The organism is Halomonas sp. LBP4, from assembly GCF_003202205.1.
GTDB lineage: Bacteria > Pseudomonadota > Gammaproteobacteria > Pseudomonadales > Halomonadaceae > Halomonas > Halomonas flagellata.
The window spans coordinates 544,730-564,958 of the sequence record NZ_PDOG01000004.1 but is presented as its reverse complement, the minus strand read 5'-3'; the positions used below and the strand labels follow the sequence as shown (position 1 = coordinate 564,958).

The window sequence follows — 20,229 nt, the reverse complement described above, 5'->3', positions numbered from 1 at the left end:
GCGTGTCGTCTGACTTCAGGCTAGCAGCCCCCCCTCGCCCGGGCGACCTCAGCGGTTGGTCTCGCCACCACCGGCATCCTCCTCGGGTGCCAGGGCCTCATCCCCGGCACCGGGTTCGGCCCCAGCGGCAGGCGCGTTGGCCTGACGGGCCTCCAGGGCCTCCTCCAGGGCGGCGACCTGCTTCTCCAGTGCCTCCACCCGGGCCCGGGTGCGCTGCAGCACATCCATCAGGATGTCGAAGTCCTCCCGTGACACCAGCTCGAGGCGGTCGAAGGCGCCGCGCACCACCTGCTGGATCCCCTTCTGCACCTCTTCCGGAGCCTGCGAGGCCCCCTGCAACCGGTCGCCGATCTGCTGGGCCAGGCGACTGATGCGGTCATGACTCACCATGGAGTTTCTCCTGCGTCTTGGGGTGGCTGCCTACAGGATACGCAAGCCGCCCCTCCCGCGCATTCGCCCATCTCGCCCCGTTATGGCGCAAGCGCACCAGCACTCAGCACCACAACAGTGCATTTGCTGCCCCGGGACAGGCGATACGGCTTCCTTTCGCCCCCCTATCCTCAAGCCATCAATCTGATAACAAAAAGATTTCCTGTTACTGGCACGGTTTGCGCAAAGACAGGGCAGTCATGCATCGGCGGCTGACTAGCCGCTGCCAACCCAGTAGTGGAGACACGGGATGAAGCTCATCACCGCCATCATCAAGCCATTCAAACTCGACGATGTCCGCGAGGCACTGGCCGACAACGGCGTCCAGGGCATCACCGTCACCGAGGTCAAGGGCTTCGGCCGGCAGAAGGGCCACACCGAGCTCTATCGCGGTGCCGAGTACGTCGTCGACTTCCTGCCCAAGGTCAAGGTCGAGGTCGCCGTCGACGCCGCACGCCTCGAAGGAGTGCTCGAGGCCATCTGCAATGCCGCCAACAGCGGCAAGATCGGCGACGGCAAGGTGTTCGTGACCCCGCTCGAGGACGTCATCCGCATCCGCACCGGTGAGCGCGGTGCCGACGCCGTCTGATGACGCTCATGATCCCCTGCACGGAGTAATCCCATGACAGAGCTGACCGAACTGACCGAGCTGATGTATGCGGTCGATACCTTCTACTTCCTGATCTGCGGCGTGCTGGTGATGTGGATGGCCGCGGGCTTCTCGATGCTCGAGGCCGGCCTGGTGCGTTCCAAGAACACCGCCGAGATCCTCACCAAGAACATCGCCCTGTTCGCCATCGCCTGCACCATGTACCTGCTGGTGGGCTACTACCTGATGTACTCCAGCAGCGAGGGCGGCTTCCTGCCGAGCCTGGGCTTCCTGATCGGCGCCGAGAACAGCGTCGATGCAGTGCTCTCCGGTGACGCGGATGCCCCCTACTACTCCATGCGCTCCGACTTCTTCTTCCAGGTGGTGTTCGTGGCCACCGCCATGTCCATCGTCTCCGGTGCCGTGGCCGAACGGATGAAGCTGTGGGCCTTCCTCGCCTTCGCCGTGGTGATGACCGCGGTCATCTACCCGATCTCCGGCTACTGGACCTGGGGCGGTGGTTGGCTCGATGCGGTCGGCTACTCCGACTATGCCGGTTCCGGCATCGTGCACCTGGCGGGTGCCGCCGCGGCCCTGGCCGGCGTGCTGATCCTCGGCCCGCGCAAGGGCAAGTACGGCAAGGATGGCACCATCTACGCCATTCCCGGCGCCAACCTGCCCCTGGCCACCCTGGGCACCTTCATCCTGTGGATGGGCTGGTTCGGCTTCAATGGCGGCTCCGAGTTGAAGATGTCCGACGCCCTCTCCGCCAACAACGTGGCCCAGGTGTTCGTCAACACCAATGCCGCGGCCGCCGGTGGCGTCATCGCCGCCCTGATACTGGCCAAGCTGTGGTTCCGCAAGGCCGACCTGACCATGGCCCTGAACGGCGCCCTGGCCGGCCTGGTGGCCATCACCGCCGAGCCGCTGGCGCCCTCGGCGTTCGGCGCCATGCTGATCGGTGCCGTGGGTGGCGCCCTCGTGGTGGCCTCCATCGTCAGCCTCGACAAGCTTAAGCTCGACGATCCGGTCGGCGCCATCTCGGTGCACGGCGTGGTGGGCATCTGGGGCGTGCTGGCGGTGCCGCTCTCCAACGGAGACACGAGCTTCGGCGCCCAGATCATCGGTGTCCTCGGCATCTTCATCTGGGTGTTCGTGGCCAGCCTGATCGTGTGGCTGATCCTCAAGGCCGTGATGGGCGTGCGGGTCAGCGAAGAGGAAGAGTACGAAGGGGTCGATCTGGCCGAGTGCGGCCTGGAAGCCTACCCCGAGTTCCGCGTGGCCAACGTCAACGGCGGGGGGTTCGGCCGCGGCGCCAGCGGTCATGTGGCGCACCCCAGACCCCAGCCGCATGCCGAATAACCTCACGTGTCTTCACGCACTTGCCAAGGCCCCCTACGGGGGCCTTTTTTATTCCCCCCCTCCGCGGTGTATGCTTGGACACCATGAGCGCTACTAGCATGATGGCCCCGGCCATCGACACCCGGACAGGACGAGGACAGCAACCATGAAACTGGTGACCGCCATCATCAAACCCTTCAAGCTCGACGACGTGCGGGAATCCCTTTCCGAGATCGGCGTCCAGGGCATCACCGTCACCGAGGTCAAGGGCTTCGGTCGCCAGAAGGGGCACACCGAGCTCTATCGCGGTGCCGAGTATGTGGTCGACTTCCTGCCCAAGGTCAAGCTCGAGGTCGCCGTGGACGAGGAGATGGCCGAGAAGGTGATCGATGCCATCACCCAGGTGGCCAATACCGGCAAGATCGGCGACGGCAAGATCTTCGTCACCCCGCTGGAGCAGGTGATCCGTATCCGTACCGGTGAAACCGGCAAGGACGCGGTCTGACAGCTGGAAGGCAGCCTAAATAGAACCGCCTCCGTGGCAAGGCCACGGAGGCGGTTTTCTTACAGCTTCAAGCTTCCAGCCGCGTAGCGGCGCTCTTCCAGCTCCCGGCGAAGCCGGGGATCATTTTTCGACGAAGGCGCGCTCGATCACATAGTCGCCGGGCTCGCCCATGCGCGGCGAGATGTTGAAGCCCAGTTCGTCGAGCAGGCCGCTGGTCTCGTCGAGCATCGCCGGGCTGCCGCAGATCATCGCCCGGTCCTGCTTGGGATCGAGCGGCGGCAGGCCGGTATCCTCGGCGAGCTTGCCGCTGCGGATATGGTCGGTGAGGCGCCCCATGGTATGGAACTCCTCGCGGGTCACCGTCGGGTAGTAGACCAGCTTCTCGGCGATCTCCTCGCCCAGGTACTCGTGTGCCGGCAGCTCCTTGGAAATGAAGTCGGCATAGGCGAGCTCGCTGACGGTGCGCACGCCGTGGATCAGCACGATCTTCTCGTAGCGCTCGTATGCTTCCGGATCCTGGATCAGGCTCATGAAGGGCGCCAGGCCGGTACCGGTAGAGAGCAGGTAGAGATTGCGCCCCGGCAGCAGGTCATCGGTGACCAGGGTGCCGGTGGGCTTGCGGCTGACCATGATATGGTCACCCACCTTGAGGTGCTGGAGCCGCGAGGTCAGGGGGCCGTCCGGCACCTTGATGCTGAAGAACTCCAGATGGTCCTCGTAGTTGGGGCTGGCGATGGAGTAGGCGCGCATCAGCGGCTTGCCGTCCACCTCGAGGCCGATCATCACGAACTGGCCGTTCTTGAAGCGCAGGCTACGCTCGCGGGTGGTACGGAAGCTGAACAGGGTGTCGTTCCAGTGGTGAACACTGAGTACCTCTTCAAGGGCGAATTTGCTCATGCCGGCTCCTTTGATATTCCATTGGCGAATAAATGCGCCGCGTAATCTGTGTAAGCAATTCTAAGAGGTCGCTTGATATCTGTTAAATGGATTATGTGGATAACCCATATCTATACTACAGATACAAAGCCCCGGGAGCCCCGCCATGCGCTACACCCTGCGTCAGCTGGAAGTCTTCGTCGCCGTCGCCCAGCACGAGAGCGTCTCCCACGCCGCCCGTGCCCTGGCCCTCTCCCAGTCGGCGGCGAGCACTGCCCTGGCCGAGCTGGAGCGGCAGTTCGACTGCCAGCTGCTGGATCGCATCGGCAGGCGGCTGAAGCTCAATGCCCTGGGCTTCCAGCTACTGCCCAAGGCGGTGGCCCTGCTCGATCGCGCCGAGGAGGTCGAGGAGCTCCTGCGCGGCCAGCAGGGGGTGGGCTCGCTGGATGTGGGCGCCACCCTGACCATCGGCAACTACCTGGCGACCCTGCTGATCAGCGACTTCATGCAGCGTCACCCGGGGAGCCGGGTGCGTCTCTCGGTACGCAACACCCGCGCCATCATCGACAGCGTGCGCCACCATGAGCTCGACCTGGGGCTGATCGAGGGGCAGTGCGAGGACGATGACGTGATCACCCAGCCCTGGGTGGAGGACGAACTGGCGGTGTTCTGTTCGCCCCGCCATCCCCTGGCCGGGGCCGGCAGGGTGGAGCTGGACCGGCTGCTGCGCGAGGCCTGGATCATGCGCGAGCAGGGTTCCGGTACTCGCCTGACCCTGGAGCAGGCCGCCCGCCACCGACGCGGGCGCTTCAATATCCTGCTCGAACTGGAACATACCGAGGGCATCAAGCGGGCGGTGGAGTCGGGGCTCGGCATTGGCTGCGTGTCGAAACTGGCGCTGCGCGATGCCTTTGGGCGTGGCAGCCTGGTGGCGATCCCCACCCCGGAGCTCGACCTGAGCCGTCAGTTCAGCTTCATCTGGCACCGCCACAAGTACCTGGCCACCGGCATGCGCGAGTTCCTGCGGCTGTGCCGGCAGATGACCGAAGGCATCCGGCGCAGCGACCAGATCGACCTGCCTCACTACTCCTGACGCCCCGCCTCAGGCGGGCTCAGCGACCCGGGGACGGCCGGAGGGCAGGGCCGGCGCCGACGTCTCGCGAGCCTTCAGGGTGAAGCCGCCCACCAGTTCTGCAAGGCGGTCGGCCTGGTCCTGGAGTTGCTCGGCGGCGGTGGTGGACTCCTCCACCAGGGCGGCGTTCTGCTGGGTCATGCGGTCCAGCTCGGAGACCGCCACGTTGACCTGGCCGATGCCATCGCTCTGCTCGCCGGTGGCGGCAGTGATCTCTGCCAGGACATCGGCCACCCGGGTCACGCTCTCCACCATCTCGTCCATGGTCTGGCCGGCCTCCTTCACCTGAGCCGCGCCCGCCTCGGTGCGTTCCACCGAGGTGTCGATCAACCCCTTGATCTGCTTGGCCGCCTCGGCCGAGCGGCTGGCCAGCTGGCGGACCTCGCCGGCCACCACCGCGAAGCCGCGACCCTGCTCGCCGGCCCGGGCCGCCTCCACCGAGGCGTTGAGCGCCAGCAGGTTGGTCTGGAAGGCGATGCCGTCCATCACGGTGACGATCTCGCCGATCTGTCGGGAGGAGTCGGTGATGCCCTGCATGGTCGCCACCACCTGGCCGACCGCCTCGCCACCGCGGCGCGCCACCTGGGTGGCGGACTCGGCCAGGCCGTTGGCCTGGCGGGAGGACTCGGCGGTGTGCTCCACGGTGCTGGTGATCTCCTCCATGGAGGCGGAGGTCTGCTGCAGGCTGGAGGCGGCGGTCTCGGTGCGCCGCGACAGGTCCTGGCCGCCCTGGGTGATCTCGGTAGCGGCCACGCGCACCGACTCGCTGCTGTTGCGGACGTCGAGCAGGACGCCGTTGACCTTGTCGGCGAAGGCGTTGAACTGGGTGGCCAGCTGCGCCGTCTCGTCGCGGCCGCGCACCGGCAGGCGGCGGGTGAGGTCACCGTCGCCGGAAGCGATGTCGCGCATCCGCTCGGCCAGGCGGCGCAGCGGCCGAGCGATGCTGCCGCCCACCAGCCAGCTCGCCAGCAGGCCCAGGCCGGCCACAAGCAGCCCCACCAGGGTCATGCCCCAGAGGTCGGCGCGGCGCTGGTCGGCGAGCTGGGCCTCGAGGTCGTGGAGGCCGGCCAGCACCGCGGCCTCGGGCAGACGGACACTCAGCACCCAGGAGGTGTCGGTGTCGCCCAGGGTGAAGGGCCGGTAGAGCTCGAAGCGGTCGGCCGTCTCATTGAAACGGTACACCGTCTCGCCATCCCGGGCCGCCGCCAGCGGCGCCTGCGTCGATTCGTCGAGGGTCTCGGTGGCCAACTCGCCCAGCGCGGACTGGCGGGCGGTGGATGCCGCCACCACGCCCCTCGAGGCGATCAGGTCCATCTCGCCGACGCCGCCGTACAGGCCCTGGTTGGCCTCGTCGAGCATGCCCTGGAGGAAGTCCACGTCCAGGTCCACCCCGGCGATGCCGCGGAACTCGCCGTCGACCAGGATGGGAACGTTGAAGGAGGTGACCAGCAGCCGCTCGCCGCCGTAGTCATAGTAGTGGGGATCGATGATGCAGGTGCGGCGGGTCTCCCGCGGGCAGAGGTAGTATTCGCCCTTGCGGATGCCTTGGGCATTTCGTGCCTCGTTCTCCATGCTGTCGCCCAGCGGCAGGACCTCGAGGTCGCCCTCGCCGGTGCGGTACCACCAGGGCATGAAGCGGCCACTGCCGTCGTAGCCGCCGTCGGTCTTGCCGGCATGGAGGGCATCGGGGCCGAAGGCGTCGGGCTCCCAGCCGATGAAGGCGTCCAGCAGCGCGGGGGTCTCGACCACCTTGTCGCGCACCAGGCTGGAGAGTTCGCGGCGGCCCAGGGTCAGCCGGGGGCGGCCCCGGTCGTCGCTTTTCCCCATCAGGGCGTTGGTGTCGGCCAGGCCCTGGGCCACCGCCAGCGCCTGCTCGAGCTGGCGACGGATCTCCTGGGTGCGGGCATCGGCCAGGGCCCTGAGCCGCTGCTCGGCGTTGGCTTCGAGCAGCTCGCCAGTGCGCTCCGCCACCAGCGCCTGGGAGCGGGAAGCGGCCAGGGTGGCATAGCCGACCAGCACCGCCACCACGGCCAGGATGCACAGCCCCACCAGCAGGGCGACATGGGTACGCAGCGACTTAAAGCGCATGGCCGGCCTCCTCGTTCAGGATGAGGAAGCCGACTCGGGCAAGGCCCGTCCAGGGAAGGAGAAGGACGTCGAGACGGGGCGGGCAAGCCACAGCAAGGGTCAGGGGAAAGATCGTCATGGAAGGCTCTCACGAATAGGGGCAGAGTTCTCGTTTTGGTGACGCGGCGAAGCCGCGTCATGCCCCTATCGGCACAATGCCTTGATGACTTGACCCCCGGGACGCGGCTACCGTCCCCGGTGTCGTCGGGCGATCAGCGCAGGTCGCTCACCGCCTCCTGGATATCGCCGAGGCTGGCCTTGGAGAGGTCCTTGGACAGGGTGTGAATGACCAGCTTGGTGGTCGGGCCATCGAGCTTGTCACGCAACAACCCCAGGAAACGCGGCGGGGCCACCATGATCAACTTCTTCATGCTATTGTCGACCCGGGCCCGGTAGAGGCGATCGGCGACTTCCTTGGCGAAGATGGTCTCTTCATGCTGCGAGGCTGAGTTTTCCTCCCCGGAGGAGCGCGACATCGTCGACATCGACTCGTGGACATCGGCACCGTTATCGGTCACCAGGTCGCCCTCGTGCAACCGCCCTGCGGCATGCAACAGGCTGTCATGCTCTACCAGCTTGAGCGCATCGCGGGTGAAGATCCGCGCCCGCGCTGCATCGGCCACCACGATATAGGTTGTCATAGCAACTCCTTGATGCTGGTTGAATGGGCGAAGCCAAACCCCGGACACCACGCTTTCGCCTCTCATTCAACATTGGCAAGCCCACCCCCGCTGGTCAACCCGGCAGCGGCCGTCACAAGAGGTGACTGCAGCCTGCCCGGAACTGGGGTAGGATTCCGCCTTGTCGGTAAGGATACCGACCCGACTCATCATGACGATGTGCATCCTCCGGGAGGACCCCCGATGCGACAGTTGCTGTTTCCCCGCCGCCCCCTGGCCCGCGCCACCCTGCTGAGCTGCCACCTGCTGCTGCAGCTCGGCCTGCTCGCCGGCGCCGCCCTGTGGCTGGCACCCCGTACCCCCTGGCTCGCCCCGGTCGACTGGGCCAGTGCCTGGCCGGCGCTCGCGCTGGGTGGCGGCGCCTGGCTGCTGGCCGCCGTGGGCCTGCGCCTGCTCGCCGAGCTGTGGTTGCTGCCCCACCACCTGGCCGGCCCGCGTCCCGGCTTCGCCCCGGGGGCCGTGGTCACCCGTTCCTTCGAGCGCCGCCCGGCGGTTCACGCCGAGGAGGCCGCCTGGACCAGCGAGGCGCGCCCGCTCGAGACCGGGGACGGCATCCTCGGCAACGCCAGGGTGACGCGCCCCGCCGAGCGTCTGCGCCCCCGCAGCGCCAGCAACGAGCCGACCCTCGACCTGGCCGCCAGCGGCGTCGCCGAAGCCCCCTCGTCCAGGGAGCCTCGACTCTAGCAGCCTGCCGATGTGCCCCATGCCGGAACCTTGGCGGTGGAGCCGTAGGTGACGATGACAGCGGGGAGTCAGGGATTCCGCAAGCGGCGCAAGGCGTGCAGCACCAAGACGGCAAAGGCCGCGCCCAGACCGTTGGCGAGGATGTCGTGCCCGTCGCCGCCGCTGCGGCCGGGCACCGGAATCTGGGCATACTCGATGGCGATGCCGTAGAGCACGGCGACAGCGAAGGCGATCGGCAGGCGCACCCCGGCCAGCCCCATGAGCCCCGCCAGGCCGGCGTAGCCGACGAAGTGGTTGGCCTTGTCCCAGGGCAGGCGGTCGGGCATCTCGCTGCCCGGGGTCAGGCTGCCCAGCGCGATGGCGATCGCCCCCAGAACGGCCAGCGCCGCCCACAGGCGGCGCCACTTTCTATCCTCACCCCAGGCCAGCCGTCGCCACCACTCAGCCATGCTGGATCTGGCGATGGTAAGCCGGGCTCAGCTCGTGCAGGGCCTCCATGAAGGCCGTGACACGGTCCGGGTCGGTGAACTGGCTGATGCCATGGCCCAGGTTGAAGACGTGCCCCGGCCCCGCCCCGAAGCTGTCGAGGGTGCGCGCCACCTCGGCACGGATGGCCGTGGGGCGGGCGAACAGCACGTTGGGGTCCAGGTTGCCCTGCAGGGCGACGCGGTGCCCGACCCGGGCCCGCGCCTCGGAGAGCTCCGTGGTCCAGTCCAGCCCCAGGGCATCGGCCCCGGCCGTGGCCATGTCCTCGAGCCACTGCCCGCCGTTCTTGGTGAACAGGATCACCGGCACGCGCTTGCCCTCGTGATCGCGGATCAGGCCGGCGACGATCTGCTCCATGTAGCGCAGCGAGAACTCCAGGTAGGCCGGCGTGGAGAGCACGCCGCCCCAGGTGTCGAAGATCTGCACGGCCTGGGCGCCGGCACGGATCTGGGCATTCAGGTAGTCGGTGACCGCATGGGCCAGCGTATCGAGCAGCTGGTGCATGGTGTCCGGCGTGTCGTAGAGCATCGCCTTGACGTGGCGGAAGTCCTTGCTCGAGCTGCCCTCGACCATGTAGGTGGCCAGCGTCCAGGGGCTGCCGGAGAAGCCGATCAGCGGCACGCGGCCGTTCAGCTCGCGGCGGATGGTGGAAACCGCCCGCATCACGTAGTCCAGGTCACGCTCGGCATCGGGAACGGCCAGCGCCTCGACGTCCGCGGTGGTGCGCACCGGCTTGCGGAATTTCGGGCCCTCGCCGGTCTCGAAGTAGAGCCCCAGCCCCATGGCATCGGGGATGGTCAGGATGTCCGAGAACAGGATGGCCGCATCCAGCGGGTAGCGCTCCAGCGGCTGCAGGGTGACCTCGCAGGCGAGCTCGTGGTTGCGGCAGAGGTCCATGAAGTCACCGGCCGCGGCGCGGGTGGCGCGGTACTCCGGCAGGTAGCGGCCGGCCTGGCGCATCATCCACACCGGCGTGCGGTCCACCGGCTGACGCGCCAGGGCGCGCAGAAAGCGATCGTTCTTGAGTTCCATGCGGGCGGTTATCCACGGAAAATGTGGGCCTCATTGTACCCGAACATCGGCCCCCGGACATCGCGACCCGGGCGACAACCGTGAGCCCGTCGCGCCTTCCTGCTAGAATGGCGCTCCACCTGCCGGCACTGCCGTGGTCTGACACCGAGGTTACCCGTGACGATCCGATTCATCGCCGCCTCCCGGCTGCCCACCCCCTGGGCCACCTTCACCATGCATGGCTTCGAAGACGAGGCCACCGGCAAGGATCATATCGCCCTGACGCTGGGTGATGTGGCCGATGGCGAGCCGGTTCTGGGACGGGTGCACTCCGAGTGCCTGACGGGAGACGCGCTGTTCTCGATGCGCTGCGACTGCGGCTACCAGTTGCAGGAGGCGCTCAAGCGCATCGCCGACGAAGGGCGCGGCGTGCTGCTCTACCTGCGTCAGGAGGGCCGCGGCATCGGCCTGCTCAACAAGATCCGCGCCTACCACCTGCAGGACCAGGGCGCCGACACCGTCGAGGCCAACGAGCAGCTGGGCTTCGGCGCCGACCTGCGCCGCTACGACCTCTGCGTCCCGATGCTCGACCACCTGGGCGTCAGCGGCCTCCGGCTGATGACCAACAACCCGCGCAAGGTCGATGCCCTGACCAAGGCCGGGGTCACCGTGGCGGAACGAGTACCGCTGACCACGGGTCTCAACCCTCATAACGAACAGTATCTGTCCACCAAGGCCGGCAAGCTCGGCCACATGATGGCGTTGGGCGACTTCACCCAGGCCAGTGACGTGGATATCGAACGCAAGCCCTGAACCGATGGCCGGTGTCGGGGCCACTCCGGATCATGGAGGAGACCCCCATGACTCCCCCAACGTCGCGAGGCGAGCACCACTACGGCGTCATCGAGGAGTTGCTGCACAGCATCAGCCACGGCATCGGCGCCGTCCTCAGCCTGGCCGGAGGCACGGTGCTGATCGTCCTGGCCAGCCTGGGCGCCCAGATCGACCCCTGGAAGATCGTCGGCATCAGCCTCTATGGCACCACCCTGGTGCTGCTCTATACCTCCTCGACCCTCTACCACGGCGTCCGCCACCCGCGGCTGAAGCGCCTGTTCCAGCTGCTCGACCACTGCGCCATCTACCTGTTGATCGCCGGCACCTACACCCCCTTCCTGCTGGTCAACATGCGCGGCACCACCGGCTGGACCCTGTTCGCCATCGTCTGGTCCCTGGCGCTGGGCGGCATCGCCTGCAAGCTGCTCTGGCCCCACCGCTTCGCCGTGCTGCGCGTGACGATCTATCTGGTGATGGGCTGGCTGGTCGTCTTCGCCGGCGACGAGCTGGCGGCGAGCCTCTCGTCGACCGGCATCGCCCTGCTGGTCGCCGGCGGCATCACCTATACCCTCGGCGTGGTCTTCTATGCGATCCAGGCGATCCCCTTCAACCACGCCATCTGGCACCTGTTCGTCCTCGGTGGCAGCACCTGTCACTATTTCGCGATCTACGCCGCCGTGCTGCCCTTCGAGGCCTGAGGCGCCTCACGCCACCCCGGCCGCCTGCTGCTCACGCTCGACGGCCCTGGCCAGCGCAGGCCGCGACACGCAGCGTTGGCGATAGGCCACCAGCGACTCCGGCAGGCGGTGCTTGAACTTCACGCCCCAGCTCAGGGTATGGCCCATCAGCAGGTCCGCCACGGTAAAGCGCTCCCCCACCAGCCAGCCCTCGCCGTCGAAGCGCCGCTCCAGCGCCGCCAGGGCCCGCTGGAACTCCCAGGCCGCGGTGGGCAGCACCGCCGGCACCCGCTGCTCGCTCGGCAGGGCGAACGTGTGCTTGGCCTGGGTCCAGAGCGGTTGTTCGAGCTCGCCGATCACGAAGCTCAGCCACTGATCGACCCGGGCCCGGTCCTCGACCGAGGCCGGCAGCAAGCCGCCCGGCTCGCCATGGCGTTCGGCCAGGTAGCGACAGATCGCCGAGGACTCGAACAGCGTCAGCTCGCCATCCTGAAGCACCGGCACCTTGCCGTCGGGATGGCGCACCAGGTGCGCCTCGCCCTGCCCCTCGCCGGCCATCATGTCGACATGATGGTAGTCATACTCGAGCCCCAGCTCCTCGAGGGTCCAGGCCACCCGCAGCGAACGGGACGAGGGAAAGCCGTACAGCGTGATCATCTTGGTCACTCCTTCGACGTGACAAACGAGGCAACAAGCCGGTGTCGTTACGCTAGCAGCGTACCGGACGCTCGGGAACCATGCGCTATCAGACTGTAGAGCGACAATCAGACCAACGCCCCTCGACACCGCAACCGCTCCAGCCGCGCGTAGAGGTACTCGGTGAAGAAGCCGTGCATCAGGAAGCGCTGGCTCAGGTTCCAGGGGCCGACCAGGTAGTGCGGGTACTTGTTGTAGGCCATCTCGGCCAGGCTCGGGTCGCCGATCAACTGGCCGATGCGGATCGCGATCGACTGGTCGAGATTGAAGCCGTTGATGGCATCACGGTACTCCTCGCGGGTCAGCAGCAGGCAGAACAGGCACATGAACAGCGCGTGGGCGCTCTCGAAGTCCAGCACCTGGGTGCGCTTGCGCGGCGTCTCGCCAGCCTCCCCCTCCAGCGGGCGCCAGTGCCGCCAGCTGATGGCGTGCGGCGACAGCGGCGCCGCGGGAGGCCGCCAGTGGCCCAGTTCCTCGATGACCCGGAACAGCTCCTGGTCGTGCTTGACGAAGCTGGCGTCGAGCATGTCGTCGATACCGGTGGGGTAGAGCGTCAGGGGTTCGACCTCGAGCTCCTCGCTGTTGTCGATGAGGAAGTTGAGGATATTGGATTCGGTGGCGAAGTGGCGCAGGATCAGCCGGTTGGCGTGCGGGCTGACGAAGTGGGTGCAGAAGGCGCAGATCAGTCGCTGCAGCAGCCCATGGGCGCGGAACTGGGGCAGCGGCAGGCGCTTCACGAACCAGATCAGGTGCAGCAGCATCGCCAGCAGGAACTGCAGCAGCGGGCGCAGCGACCAGCGCGTCGGGGTCTCGATATCGTTCAGCCACAGCCGCACCGCCTCGGGTTCGATGGGCAGGGAGTCGTCGACTGCCAGGGCCCGCAGGAAGGGGCTGCGGGGCCTGTTCCCGGTGTCATCCATGGTCGATCTCCTCCAGCTGCAGGGCATAGAGCCGCGCCACCACCCGTGCGGTGCGCAGGATCGACCGCAGGTCGCGCTGCGTGCGGCACACCCGGTCGATCAATGCGTAGAGCTTGTCCAGGTGGGCGTCGTCGTTCTCGCCGTGGTAGCGCATGAAGCGGGTGTAACGGCCATCGCCGTCGGTGGCCTCGTCGATCCGTCGGGCCCAGTCACCGGCCATCTTCTGGCCCAGCCCCTCGATGATCCACATGGCGCCGATCAGGTCGACGGGGTTGGGCTGGCTGGCGCGGTACATCATGAAGGCGTGCAGCGCCTCGCTGCCGGCATTGCGCTGCGCTTCCCGGATCTCGTCCGGCTCACCGCCCGCGGCGACGAAGTCGGCTTCCAGCATCTCGTAGTCGCGGTGCTCCTCCCGGGCGTGGCCGATCACCTCCGAGCGCACATCGGCGAAGTCGCGGTCGAAACTCGAGGCCCCGCGGGTGATCCAGCGTGCCCCTTCGACCACCTGCTGGCGCAGATGCAGCAACAGGGTGCGGTAGTCCGCCCGGGTGAACCTGCCGCGCTCCAGACGCTGGATCACCGGCACCCGGCCCAGCTGGCGCTCGAAATCGAACCAGACGCGCATCAGGCCCTGAAGACACTCCTGCCCCACCCGGGTGGTGACCTTGCTTTCCATGGCTACTCCTCCACGACCGTCAGTTGCATGTAGACGTTATTGAACCGGCCGCTCTCCGGCACCATGCACAGGAGGGTGTCCCCGGCCCGGTAGGGCCGGGTGCGGCGGAACTCGTCGAGCATGATGAACAGCGAGGCGCAGCCGGTATTTCCCCGGGTATAGAGGTTGGTGTACCACTTCGCTTCGGGAATGGCCGCCCCGGCCTGGGTCAACATGTCGAAGATCCTGCCGCGGAAATAGTGCGACGAATAATGGCAGAGCACATGGTCGACCCTGTCCACCTCGACCCGCCCCTCGTCGATCAGCCGCAGCAGCCCGTCGACGCCGAGCTTGACGATGTTGTCGAGCAGGCGGACATCCTGGCGGATCAGCAGGGCCCCGGCGGCCTCCGCCTCGGCGTAGGTGGGGAAGTCCTGCCAGCTCCTGGCCTCGCCGGCGGCGGCCGCCTGGCCGACGCTCATGCACACCGGATAGGCATCGGCGTGGGAGAACCCGCGAATCCAGTCGATGCGAAAGCAGCGCTGGCGCGGGACGTTTTCCAGCAGCAGGGCACCCGCGCCGTCCGACAGCATCCAGCGCAGGAACTCGGCATTGAAATCGACCTCCTCCGCCACCGCCTCGTAGCGGCTGGCCTTGAACAGGCGCGACGCCAGCTCGCTGGCGACCACCAGGGCGTTGGCGTGCTCGCCGGCCTTGAGGCCGGTGTAGGCGGCCTTCAGCGCCATCATGCTGCTCGAGCAGATGCCGTGGCTGCTGTGCAGCTCCACGCCGGACACGCCCAGCTGCGCCTGCACCATGCTGCCGAAACCGGGCAGCACCAGGTCGCCCTGGCTGGTGGCCACGCTCAGCATGTCGAGCCGCGACTTGCCCAGGTAACCCTGGTCGAGACACGCCTGACCGGCACGCGCCGCCATTTCGCTATTGCTGATGGTGGTGTTGTGGTCGGCATCGATGGCGTAGTGGCGCTGCCGGATGCCGTTGGACTGCAGGATCCGACGCTTGAGGCGGCTCGGCTTGCCGTTGACCAGGCCGAGCACCGCCTCGATCCGTTCGTTGTCCACGGGGTCGCCCGGCAGATAGTGCCCGGTGCTGGTGATATAGACGCTCACGAGTGTTGGCTCCCGTGCTTCAGGGCATGGCGCAGACAGCGCAGGTTCTCTTCCAGGTAGGGAAAGACGCACAGCAGCGCCATGAACGTCAGGTAGTAGGGCAGGTAGCGCTCCCCGCCATGGGGCACGTCCAGGGGCACCAGCTGCAACTGGCCCTGCCAGGCGAAGGTCACCAGGTCCACCACCACCGGCCAGTTGATGACCATGATCATCGCCAGCATGTAGAGCGGCAGGCTGGCCAGGTAGCTGTGGGCGTGCATTTCCCAGATGCTGATACGCCGGCGCGGCGCCGCATAGTGAACGTCCCAGTGGGCCACCGCCTCATGCAGCACCCAGGCCAGCAGGCAGATCAGCAGGACCAGGACATTGATGCGGAAGAGCAGGCAGACAATGATGGGGATACCGACCTGAAGGCCCATCAACGAATGCATCAGCGACTCCTTCAGGCCCGACGTCTCCTCGATGCGGGTGGCCCGGTGACAGCACCAGTCGGCAAAGCCGGCGAGCCCCCACAGGGGCAGGAAGACGTACAACAGCACATGGATCAGCAGTACCTGGGTATCCATGGGACGTCCCTCGGGTTCGGCACGATGGAGGGTGGTCTTGCATGGCGCCGGGGTTTCATGGAAGATGTTGGGAAACGGTGTTCGATAACCATCTTAGCCAAGCACCGGGCTTTTGCAAGGGCCGATCGAAGATGAACAGTGCACCCCGGAACGCCAGCCGCCAGACACGCCAGGACAGGGCCGGTAGCGAGACGAGCGCCAGGGACCGCTACCCCGATGCGCTGCGCGCCGGGGCGCTGCTGGTGGTGGTGTTCGGCCACTGGATCGCCACCCTGCCCCGGCTCGAAAACGGGCTGATGACCTCGACCGACCACCTGCTGCTGGTGTGGACGGGCGCCGGCGTGCTCACCTGGGTGCTGCAGGTCGTCCCGCTGTTCGTGTTCGTCTCGGCCGCGGTGAGCGCGGACGGCGCCCAGCGCCGGCTGGAACAGGGCCATCGCCAACTGCACTGGTGGGCGGGCCGGGCGCTGGGGCTCGCTCGCCCCACCGTCACCTACCTGGCGGTGCTGGTGGCCTTCGTCATCCTCGCTGCCTATACCGGGGGCCGGCTGCTCGGCCCCCTCAACCACTCGCTGACCGTTCATCTGTGGTTCCTGATGATGCTGCTGGGGGTGCAGGCGCTGCTGCCGCTCAGCGTCTGGGCCGATCGCCGCTGGGGGCTCAAGGCCGTGGCGGGCCTGCTGCTGATCGCCGCCACGGTCGACGTCCTGCGCGCCGGCCTCGCAACGCCCGCCGACCTGCTGGAGCTGGGCACACGGGTCACCGGCAACGGCGGCGGCATCGGCTGGCTCAACGCCGCCGTCGTCTGGCTGCTGCCGCAGCAGCTCGGCATCGCCTGGAAGCGCGGCCGCTTCTCCGGCCTGGGCACCGGCCTCGCCCTGTTGCTGCTGGGGCTGCTGTGGCTGGCCGCCGCGGTGGCCTCCGGCTACCCCGTCGCCATGGTCGATGGCGCGTTCGGCGCCCCCAGCAACCTGCTGCCGCCGACCCTGGCCCTGGTGGGCGTGATGTGGGTCCAGGTGGGCGCGGTGCTCGCCTGCGAAGGCCCGGTGCGGCGCCTGCTGGAGCGCCGCCGGGTCGACAGGATGGTGACGATCCTCGGCGCCCTGGGCATGCCGCTCTATCTCTGGCACAAGCTCGCCGAACTGCCGGCGGCCTGGCTGGGCGAGCGCCTCGGCCTGCCCATCGACGCCGGCATACCCGGGGAAGTGGGCTTCTGGCTCGGCCGCCTGTGGTGGATCCTGCTGTGCATCGTGGCCGTCGCCCCGGTGATGGTCGCGGTGGTGACCTTCGAGATGAGCCGCAAGCGCGACGTGGTCTCGGCCACCGGCACCCCGGCGATTCTGGCCGGGGGCGCGGCGCTACTGGGCGGCATCATCGTCAGCCTGGCACTCGGCGCCCTGCCCGGCGCCATCGTCGGCCTGGCCGGCGTGGCCGCCGCCTCCTGGCTGCTGCGCGCCCATCCGCAGCCGATGCGAGAGTCATAGTCCCCACCCGCGCCAACAGGAGCCCTCAACCACGCAGCAGGCGGGTCATTCCTTCCGACTGGAGCCTTATTAGAGGGCAGAAGAATAATGAGACCTTGGGGAAACCCGGGTGACGATTAGATCGGTGGCAGACTCGAAACTCCCTGAACATTCGCAAAAGTCAGCTTTGGATCGTCAGCTGCTTCAGCCATTCCATCAGAGTTGACTAAAGTTATCCACTCGGCCAAATGCAGCCACAGTGCTGGGTGAGGTGTTGTAGGAGGTCGCTTTAGCGCGCGACTAAGGGCATCCGAATTCTACAACATCGGAATTTTTCTTCTCAATTCCAGGAGGGTTCAATTTCTGCCAACTGCCATCCAGATAGCGCCACTCATACCAATATATTAGAGATTGATAAAAGTCAGGCCTCGGCCATAAGCGGTCTTTCAGCGAGAGCTGATATAACGGAGGCCGCGATAACCTGCGAGCGGCCCCCTGGCGTCGAAGCTACCACGACCAGGCCGCGGAGCGGAGGTGGTAGACCACCACCGCAGCGCAGCAGCCGCTCCCGCCAATGTCGCAGACGGCACCTGGGCCGTTCGTCTGGTTCATCGCGATGTTAGCCGGCCGGCTCGGTTGCCGTTTTTTCGCTCGCCCACCAAGCGCTTCCGCCTTGGTGAACCTCCCACAGTCGGGTAATCGCCTCGTTGTGAAACCCTCGAACGAAGATGCGGTGCCCAGGAGCGATCGGAGGAGGGAACTGGATGTCGCGCGCGAGGGAGGTCACCAACTCCCCGCAAGCACTAATGGTGCCGAACACAACGTGCGCCAGGAGCGGACGCAAGGAGACAAGGTTGTCGTTGTAGCGATGCTCGTCGGTCCACACGCTAAATTCGGATATGCCCTTCGCTTTTCTATGCACGCACCATCCTCGCTCGGTGTCGTACACCGGCGTGAGCGACCCCGCACTCTTGTTCCCGTGAATGATGCCATCACGAGCATTCAGGATCTGAATGAAGAACGGGGCCACCTTTTCGTAGGTGGAAGCTAGCGCCGGCGTGAAGCCGTTTGCCTCCATGAGCTCCGCTTGCGTACGAGGTTGCTTGCGTTCCTTTAGAACCACTTTCGTGAAGGACTCCTTCGGACGGCGCTTCCTTCGATTCGCTTCTTCATCGACAAGCTGGATGTGCTTATCCCAGATGGAGGCAATCGCGAACTGAAGCAGGTCGAAGACGCTGCGGGATAGGACGAAAAGATACTCAAGTTCAGTTGCGACGAAAGCCGTTCCACCGATCCCCAGGGTTTCCCGAACCTCAAAGAAGTGGTCGATTTTCGCGACCGAAGTCGCCAGGTTGTGAAAGTCGTCGATGATGGCGGAGATTGTTGGGTAGACGTCGGGCCAACCAGCGTGCTGCCACATGAAGTCAACGAACGGAATCAACAAGTCCGACTGGGATGCGGGCTCCTTCGCCACGTAGTCAATGTGTGCGGCATCAGCCGGTCGGAGGTGCATGAGGCCACGATCGCCCTCCGGTACCCACAGGTGCCACTCTTCGCCGTCCCAGAACGGCATAAGGTGGGCGACGCGCCCATGGAGAGCGGAGGCATCCAGGTACGGGATGTCCGCGAGGCTGCAGAATGGAGGTTGCTTGGAGGCCATCAGGAGGCAAGGTCCGGCTAACGTCAAGGTTTATCTGCGAGCCGAGCGCGCAGTGCGAGGACCGTCCACTGGAACCTGTCGTTGTACGTCGCTGCAATCGTGGTAATCATGGGATCAGACCATCTTCATCTAGTTCACCTATGATCTTGCCGTCGGCATTCCGTACGGCGTCGTAAAGAATTTCTGCTGCTTTACTAGCCGAGAGGTTCGAGGGGTAGTCCATAAGAACGGCAACGATTCTTTGATAGACCTGACTCTGGGAAACGCTGCGGTCTGCGGAAAATTTTGAGCCCAGCGAAAAAATTGTCCGGAAGCAGCGCCTTATTGGGCAAAAATCATCATTTATAGCAAACACCCAGATCATCTTTAAGAGAACTCATGCTTATTGTTACTAAGTTATCAATAATGTTTCCAACGAGGAATTGGGTTGCTGGATCAATAGACTCATTTCTCATGAAGTATGCTTGACGGGTGATGTGAAAAAACACCTGAGAGGGAAGGCCTCCCTTCGGATTAACAACCAGTGGATCAGATGTTGAAGAGTTTTTAAACTCTTCTCTCACAGCCTTCATGTAAGCGTTTAGAGAAATACTAAACATTTCGTGCAATGCACTATCAAACGGTTTTCCTTGAGGGTCACGCATTCTTCGAAGGCCTTCTTCCATACCGTGCTTCAACTCAACAGCTGCTTGGTTCGGTATACGTAAGACATCAGAAGCGTAGGTCATATAAGTTGCAACATCAAGCGCAATTAGCTGCAACTCCACTTGAAATGGAGCTTCTCGAATTTTCATCATCAGCAACGATGAGTCAGGAGAGTCCACTATCGTCGCAAGCGTACTTTTCGAGCTCTGATGTGCCCACTCGATTATTGCTTGACCGAACTGAGAAGGCGTCATTTGCACACCTGAGAGATTTCCAAAAACAAACATTCCCATACCCATACTTTCCCCCTATGCATCTATTGAAACTCGGCAGTTGTCAAGCAAGTTGCCGCCTCTGAGTTCATTCACGCCGCCCGTTTTTCTAGAACGTCCACTTTAGCCAACACCAGCCAGTCTCGAGCTAGAGCTCCTTCCTACACCCGACAGTGGCTACTATGGGTCGTATACTGCTCTTCAACCGCGTAGAAAATCTGCTACGAAGATCATTGTCATCATTAAGAATGGTTCGCTTACCCCATCGTTAAACGAATAGAGCCTACAGCATAGTGAGTCAAGAGGCCTGTGTCAGGTAAATACTGTCACTGTAAACACTTGGTCATTGAGACCGCACTGCCCATCTAGCAATTTCATCCAATATCATTCATCAGTCTCGCCTTGACACTCTCAGCCATGGCAAAATTTTCCTTTACAAACTCCTCTATTACCTCTTTCCTCACATTTTCGCAAAGCATGTTAAACTCATCAACTTTGTCATCGCCACTTTCCTCATCGCCCTCTTGTTCAATATCATTCCCATACGCTACGTTTATCATGTCGATCCGACTGCCTACAGCAGAATCTATCATGTCTTTCGCACTGACTATCAAAAGCGGACCAATTTCCTCATCATATAATTCGAAGTTCGCATACCTTACACCTATTGATGAACCACATTCATGCATTCGACTTATCCCAAAAACATCTCTAAGTTCAATCAACCTTTTGTCTTTATGATCATGAACCTTGTTCATTGCTTCTCCATGCCCTGCCTCCATTCCTGCTTTCCAACTTACGTAACCAATTACAACCATCAAAACAATTGCAATCAACCACTCCATACTCCC

General features: G+C 64.7%; 22 protein-coding genes. 8 read left to right on the top strand and 14 right to left on the bottom strand.

What is annotated here, in order from left to right:
• Window positions 1–48: 48 nt before the first annotated feature.
• The gene (locus CR157_RS16035; protein WP_110284517.1) at window positions 49–390 is read right to left on the bottom strand and encodes an accessory factor UbiK family protein; all 342 of its coding nucleotides are present in this window, start codon (window positions 388–390) and stop codon (window positions 49–51) included.
• 289 nt (window positions 391–679) lie between these two features.
• On the opposite strand from CR157_RS16035, the gene CR157_RS16030 reads away from it, so the two are divergent.
• The 3 genes from CR157_RS16030 to glnK all read left to right on the top strand — a co-directional run bounded on the left by CR157_RS16030 (window position 680) and on the right by glnK (window position 2,864).
• A complete protein-coding gene (locus CR157_RS16030) occupies window positions 680–1,018 on the top strand; it encodes a P-II family nitrogen regulator (RefSeq protein WP_110284516.1) in 339 nt (112 codons plus the stop codon).
• Window positions 1,019–1,060: 42 nt separating this feature from the next.
• Window positions 1,061–2,380 (top strand): ammonium transporter, encoded by a 1,320-nt coding sequence (locus CR157_RS16025; RefSeq protein ID WP_110284604.1) that lies wholly within the window; start codon window positions 1,061–1,063, stop codon window positions 2,378–2,380.
• 145 nt (window positions 2,381–2,525) lie between these two features.
• Window positions 2,526–2,864, top strand: a complete 339-nt coding sequence (glnK, locus tag CR157_RS16020) for a P-II family nitrogen regulator (protein ID WP_102628999.1) — start codon at window positions 2,526–2,528, stop codon at window positions 2,862–2,864.
• 120 nt (window positions 2,865–2,984) lie between these two features.
• Here glnK and CR157_RS16015 read toward each other — a convergent pair whose 3' ends face one another.
• Window positions 2,985–3,761, bottom strand: coding sequence for a ferredoxin--NADP reductase (locus CR157_RS16015; RefSeq protein WP_110284515.1), 777 nt, complete (start codon window positions 3,759–3,761; stop codon window positions 2,985–2,987).
• 145 nt (window positions 3,762–3,906) lie between these two features.
• On the opposite strand from CR157_RS16015, the gene CR157_RS16010 reads away from it, so the two are divergent.
• The gene (locus CR157_RS16010) at window positions 3,907–4,833 is read left to right on the top strand and encodes a LysR family transcriptional regulator (RefSeq protein ID WP_110284514.1); all 927 of its coding nucleotides are present in this window, start codon (window positions 3,907–3,909) and stop codon (window positions 4,831–4,833) included.
• A 9-nt stretch (window positions 4,834–4,842) separates the two neighbouring features.
• Here CR157_RS16010 and CR157_RS16005 read toward each other — a convergent pair whose 3' ends face one another.
• Together CR157_RS16005 and CR157_RS16000 are read right to left on the bottom strand one after the other, a co-directional pair.
• Window positions 4,843–6,960: a methyl-accepting chemotaxis protein gene (locus tag CR157_RS16005; RefSeq protein ID WP_110284513.1), complete on the bottom strand. Its 2,118-nt coding sequence runs from the start codon at window positions 6,958–6,960 to the stop codon at window positions 4,843–4,845.
• A 251-nt stretch (window positions 6,961–7,211) separates the two neighbouring features.
• On the bottom strand, window positions 7,212–7,640 hold the full coding sequence (locus CR157_RS16000) for a host attachment protein (RefSeq protein ID WP_110284512.1): 429 nt from the start codon (window positions 7,638–7,640) through the stop codon (window positions 7,212–7,214).
• A gap of 222 nt (window positions 7,641–7,862) precedes the next feature.
• Here CR157_RS16000 and CR157_RS15995 point away from each other — a divergent pair, with 222 nt between their 5' ends.
• Window positions 7,863–8,363, top strand: coding sequence for a hypothetical protein (locus CR157_RS15995; RefSeq protein WP_110284511.1), 501 nt, complete (start codon window positions 7,863–7,865; stop codon window positions 8,361–8,363).
• Window positions 8,364–8,431: 68 nt separating this feature from the next.
• Here the strand turns inward: CR157_RS15995 and CR157_RS15990 are convergent, their stop codons facing one another.
• Window positions 8,432–8,812, bottom strand: coding sequence for a VanZ family protein (locus tag CR157_RS15990; RefSeq protein ID WP_110284510.1), 381 nt, complete (start codon window positions 8,810–8,812; stop codon window positions 8,432–8,434).
• Entirely contained in the window at window positions 8,805–9,881 is a 1,077-nt protein-coding gene (gene hemE, locus CR157_RS15985) for a uroporphyrinogen decarboxylase (protein ID WP_110284509.1), read from the bottom strand. The genes CR157_RS15990 and hemE overlap by 8 nt, the downstream gene beginning before the upstream one ends.
• A 156-nt stretch (window positions 9,882–10,037) precedes the next feature.
• Here hemE and ribA point away from each other — a divergent pair, with 156 nt between their 5' ends.
• Together ribA and trhA are read left to right on the top strand one after the other, a co-directional pair.
• Entirely contained in the window at window positions 10,038–10,673 is a 636-nt protein-coding gene (gene ribA / locus CR157_RS15980) for a GTP cyclohydrolase II (RefSeq protein ID WP_110284508.1), read from the top strand.
• A gap of 47 nt (window positions 10,674–10,720) precedes the next feature.
• Window positions 10,721–11,392, top strand: coding sequence for a PAQR family membrane homeostasis protein TrhA (gene trhA, locus CR157_RS15975; protein WP_258364198.1), 672 nt, complete (start codon window positions 10,721–10,723; stop codon window positions 11,390–11,392).
• 6 nt (window positions 11,393–11,398) lie between these two features.
• On the opposite strand, the gene CR157_RS15970 is transcribed toward trhA, so the two are convergent.
• From CR157_RS15970 to CR157_RS15950, 5 genes are all read right to left on the bottom strand, one after another.
• On the bottom strand, window positions 11,399–12,028 hold the full coding sequence (locus CR157_RS15970) for a glutathione S-transferase family protein (protein ID WP_110284506.1): 630 nt from the start codon (window positions 12,026–12,028) through the stop codon (window positions 11,399–11,401).
• Between the two features lie 107 nt (window positions 12,029–12,135).
• Complete coding sequence (locus tag CR157_RS15965) at window positions 12,136–12,987, bottom strand: DUF6999 family protein (protein WP_110284505.1); 852 nt, start codon at window positions 12,985–12,987, stop codon at window positions 12,136–12,138.
• Window positions 12,980–13,663: an iron-containing redox enzyme family protein gene (locus CR157_RS15960; protein WP_110284504.1), complete on the bottom strand. Its 684-nt coding sequence runs from the start codon at window positions 13,661–13,663 to the stop codon at window positions 12,980–12,982. Before CR157_RS15960 ends, CR157_RS15965 begins: the two co-directional genes overlap by 8 nt.
• 2 nt (window positions 13,664–13,665) lie before the next feature.
• Complete coding sequence (locus tag CR157_RS15955; protein WP_110284503.1) at window positions 13,666–14,772, bottom strand: beta-ketoacyl-ACP synthase III; 1,107 nt, start codon at window positions 14,770–14,772, stop codon at window positions 13,666–13,668.
• A complete protein-coding gene (locus tag CR157_RS15950) occupies window positions 14,769–15,338 on the bottom strand; it encodes a diguanylate cyclase (protein WP_110284502.1) in 570 nt (189 codons plus the stop codon). The genes CR157_RS15955 and CR157_RS15950 overlap by 4 nt, the downstream gene beginning before the upstream one ends.
• Window positions 15,339–15,469: 131 nt before the next feature.
• Here CR157_RS15950 and CR157_RS15945 point away from each other — a divergent pair, with 131 nt between their 5' ends.
• A complete protein-coding gene (locus CR157_RS15945) occupies window positions 15,470–16,822 on the top strand; it encodes an acyltransferase family protein (RefSeq protein WP_181422079.1) in 1,353 nt (450 codons plus the stop codon).
• A 598-nt stretch (window positions 16,823–17,420) separates the two neighbouring features.
• Here the strand turns inward: CR157_RS15945 and CR157_RS15940 are convergent.
• The 3 genes from CR157_RS15940 to CR157_RS22335 form a co-directional block, all read right to left on the bottom strand.
• Complete coding sequence (locus CR157_RS15940) at window positions 17,421–18,461, bottom strand: hypothetical protein (protein ID WP_110284500.1); 1,041 nt, start codon at window positions 18,459–18,461, stop codon at window positions 17,421–17,423.
• A 338-nt stretch (window positions 18,462–18,799) separates the two neighbouring features.
• Window positions 18,800–19,405, bottom strand: coding sequence for a hypothetical protein (locus CR157_RS22340; protein WP_146218705.1), 606 nt, complete (start codon window positions 19,403–19,405; stop codon window positions 18,800–18,802).
• A 347-nt stretch (window positions 19,406–19,752) separates the two neighbouring features.
• Window positions 19,753–20,223 carry a hypothetical protein gene (locus tag CR157_RS22335; RefSeq protein ID WP_146218704.1) on the bottom strand — a complete coding sequence of 157 codons (471 nt, stop codon included), beginning with the start codon at window positions 20,221–20,223 and terminating at the stop codon, window positions 19,753–19,755.
• Window positions 20,224–20,229: the final 6 nt, after the last annotated feature.

What these genes read in the sequence shown, in the direction of transcription:
- CR157_RS16035 (WP_110284517.1), bottom strand. Translation starts at nt 390, where the DNA reads ATGGTGAGTCATGACCGCATCAGTCGCCTGGCCCAGCAGATCGGCGAC.
- CR157_RS16030 (WP_110284516.1), top strand. Translation starts at nt 680, where the DNA reads ATGAAGCTCATCACCGCCATCATCAAGCCATTCAAACTCGACGATGTC.
- glnK (WP_102628999.1), top strand. Translation starts at nt 2,526, where the DNA reads ATGAAACTGGTGACCGCCATCATCAAACCCTTCAAGCTCGACGACGTG.
- CR157_RS16015 (WP_110284515.1), bottom strand. Translation starts at nt 3,761, where the DNA reads ATGAGCAAATTCGCCCTTGAAGAGGTACTCAGTGTTCACCACTGGAAC.
- CR157_RS16010 (WP_110284514.1), top strand. Translation starts at nt 3,907, where the DNA reads ATGCGCTACACCCTGCGTCAGCTGGAAGTCTTCGTCGCCGTCGCCCAG.
- CR157_RS16005 (WP_110284513.1), bottom strand. Translation starts at nt 6,960, where the DNA reads ATGCGCTTTAAGTCGCTGCGTACCCATGTCGCCCTGCTGGTGGGGCTG.
- CR157_RS16000 (WP_110284512.1), bottom strand. Translation starts at nt 7,640, where the DNA reads ATGACAACCTATATCGTGGTGGCCGATGCAGCGCGGGCGCGGATCTTC.
- CR157_RS15995 (WP_110284511.1), top strand. Translation starts at nt 7,863, where the DNA reads ATGCGACAGTTGCTGTTTCCCCGCCGCCCCCTGGCCCGCGCCACCCTG.
- CR157_RS15990 (WP_110284510.1), bottom strand. Translation starts at nt 8,812, where the DNA reads ATGGCTGAGTGGTGGCGACGGCTGGCCTGGGGTGAGGATAGAAAGTGG.
- hemE (WP_110284509.1), bottom strand. Translation starts at nt 9,881, where the DNA reads ATGGAACTCAAGAACGATCGCTTTCTGCGCGCCCTGGCGCGTCAGCCG.
- trhA (WP_258364198.1), top strand. Translation starts at nt 10,721, where the DNA reads ATGACTCCCCCAACGTCGCGAGGCGAGCACCACTACGGCGTCATCGAG.
- CR157_RS15970 (WP_110284506.1), bottom strand. Translation starts at nt 12,028, where the DNA reads ATGATCACGCTGTACGGCTTTCCCTCGTCCCGTTCGCTGCGGGTGGCC.
- CR157_RS15965 (WP_110284505.1), bottom strand. Translation starts at nt 12,987, where the DNA reads ATGGATGACACCGGGAACAGGCCCCGCAGCCCCTTCCTGCGGGCCCTG.
- CR157_RS15960 (WP_110284504.1), bottom strand. Translation starts at nt 13,663, where the DNA reads ATGGAAAGCAAGGTCACCACCCGGGTGGGGCAGGAGTGTCTTCAGGGC.
- CR157_RS15950 (WP_110284502.1), bottom strand. Translation starts at nt 15,338, where the DNA reads ATGGATACCCAGGTACTGCTGATCCATGTGCTGTTGTACGTCTTCCTG.
- CR157_RS15945 (WP_181422079.1), top strand. Translation starts at nt 15,470, where the DNA reads ATGAACAGTGCACCCCGGAACGCCAGCCGCCAGACACGCCAGGACAGG.
- CR157_RS15940 (WP_110284500.1), bottom strand. Translation starts at nt 18,461, where the DNA reads ATGGCCTCCAAGCAACCTCCATTCTGCAGCCTCGCGGACATCCCGTAC.
- CR157_RS22340 (WP_146218705.1), bottom strand. Translation starts at nt 19,405, where the DNA reads ATGGGTATGGGAATGTTTGTTTTTGGAAATCTCTCAGGTGTGCAAATG.
- CR157_RS22335 (WP_146218704.1), bottom strand. Translation starts at nt 20,223, where the DNA reads ATGGAGTGGTTGATTGCAATTGTTTTGATGGTTGTAATTGGTTACGTA.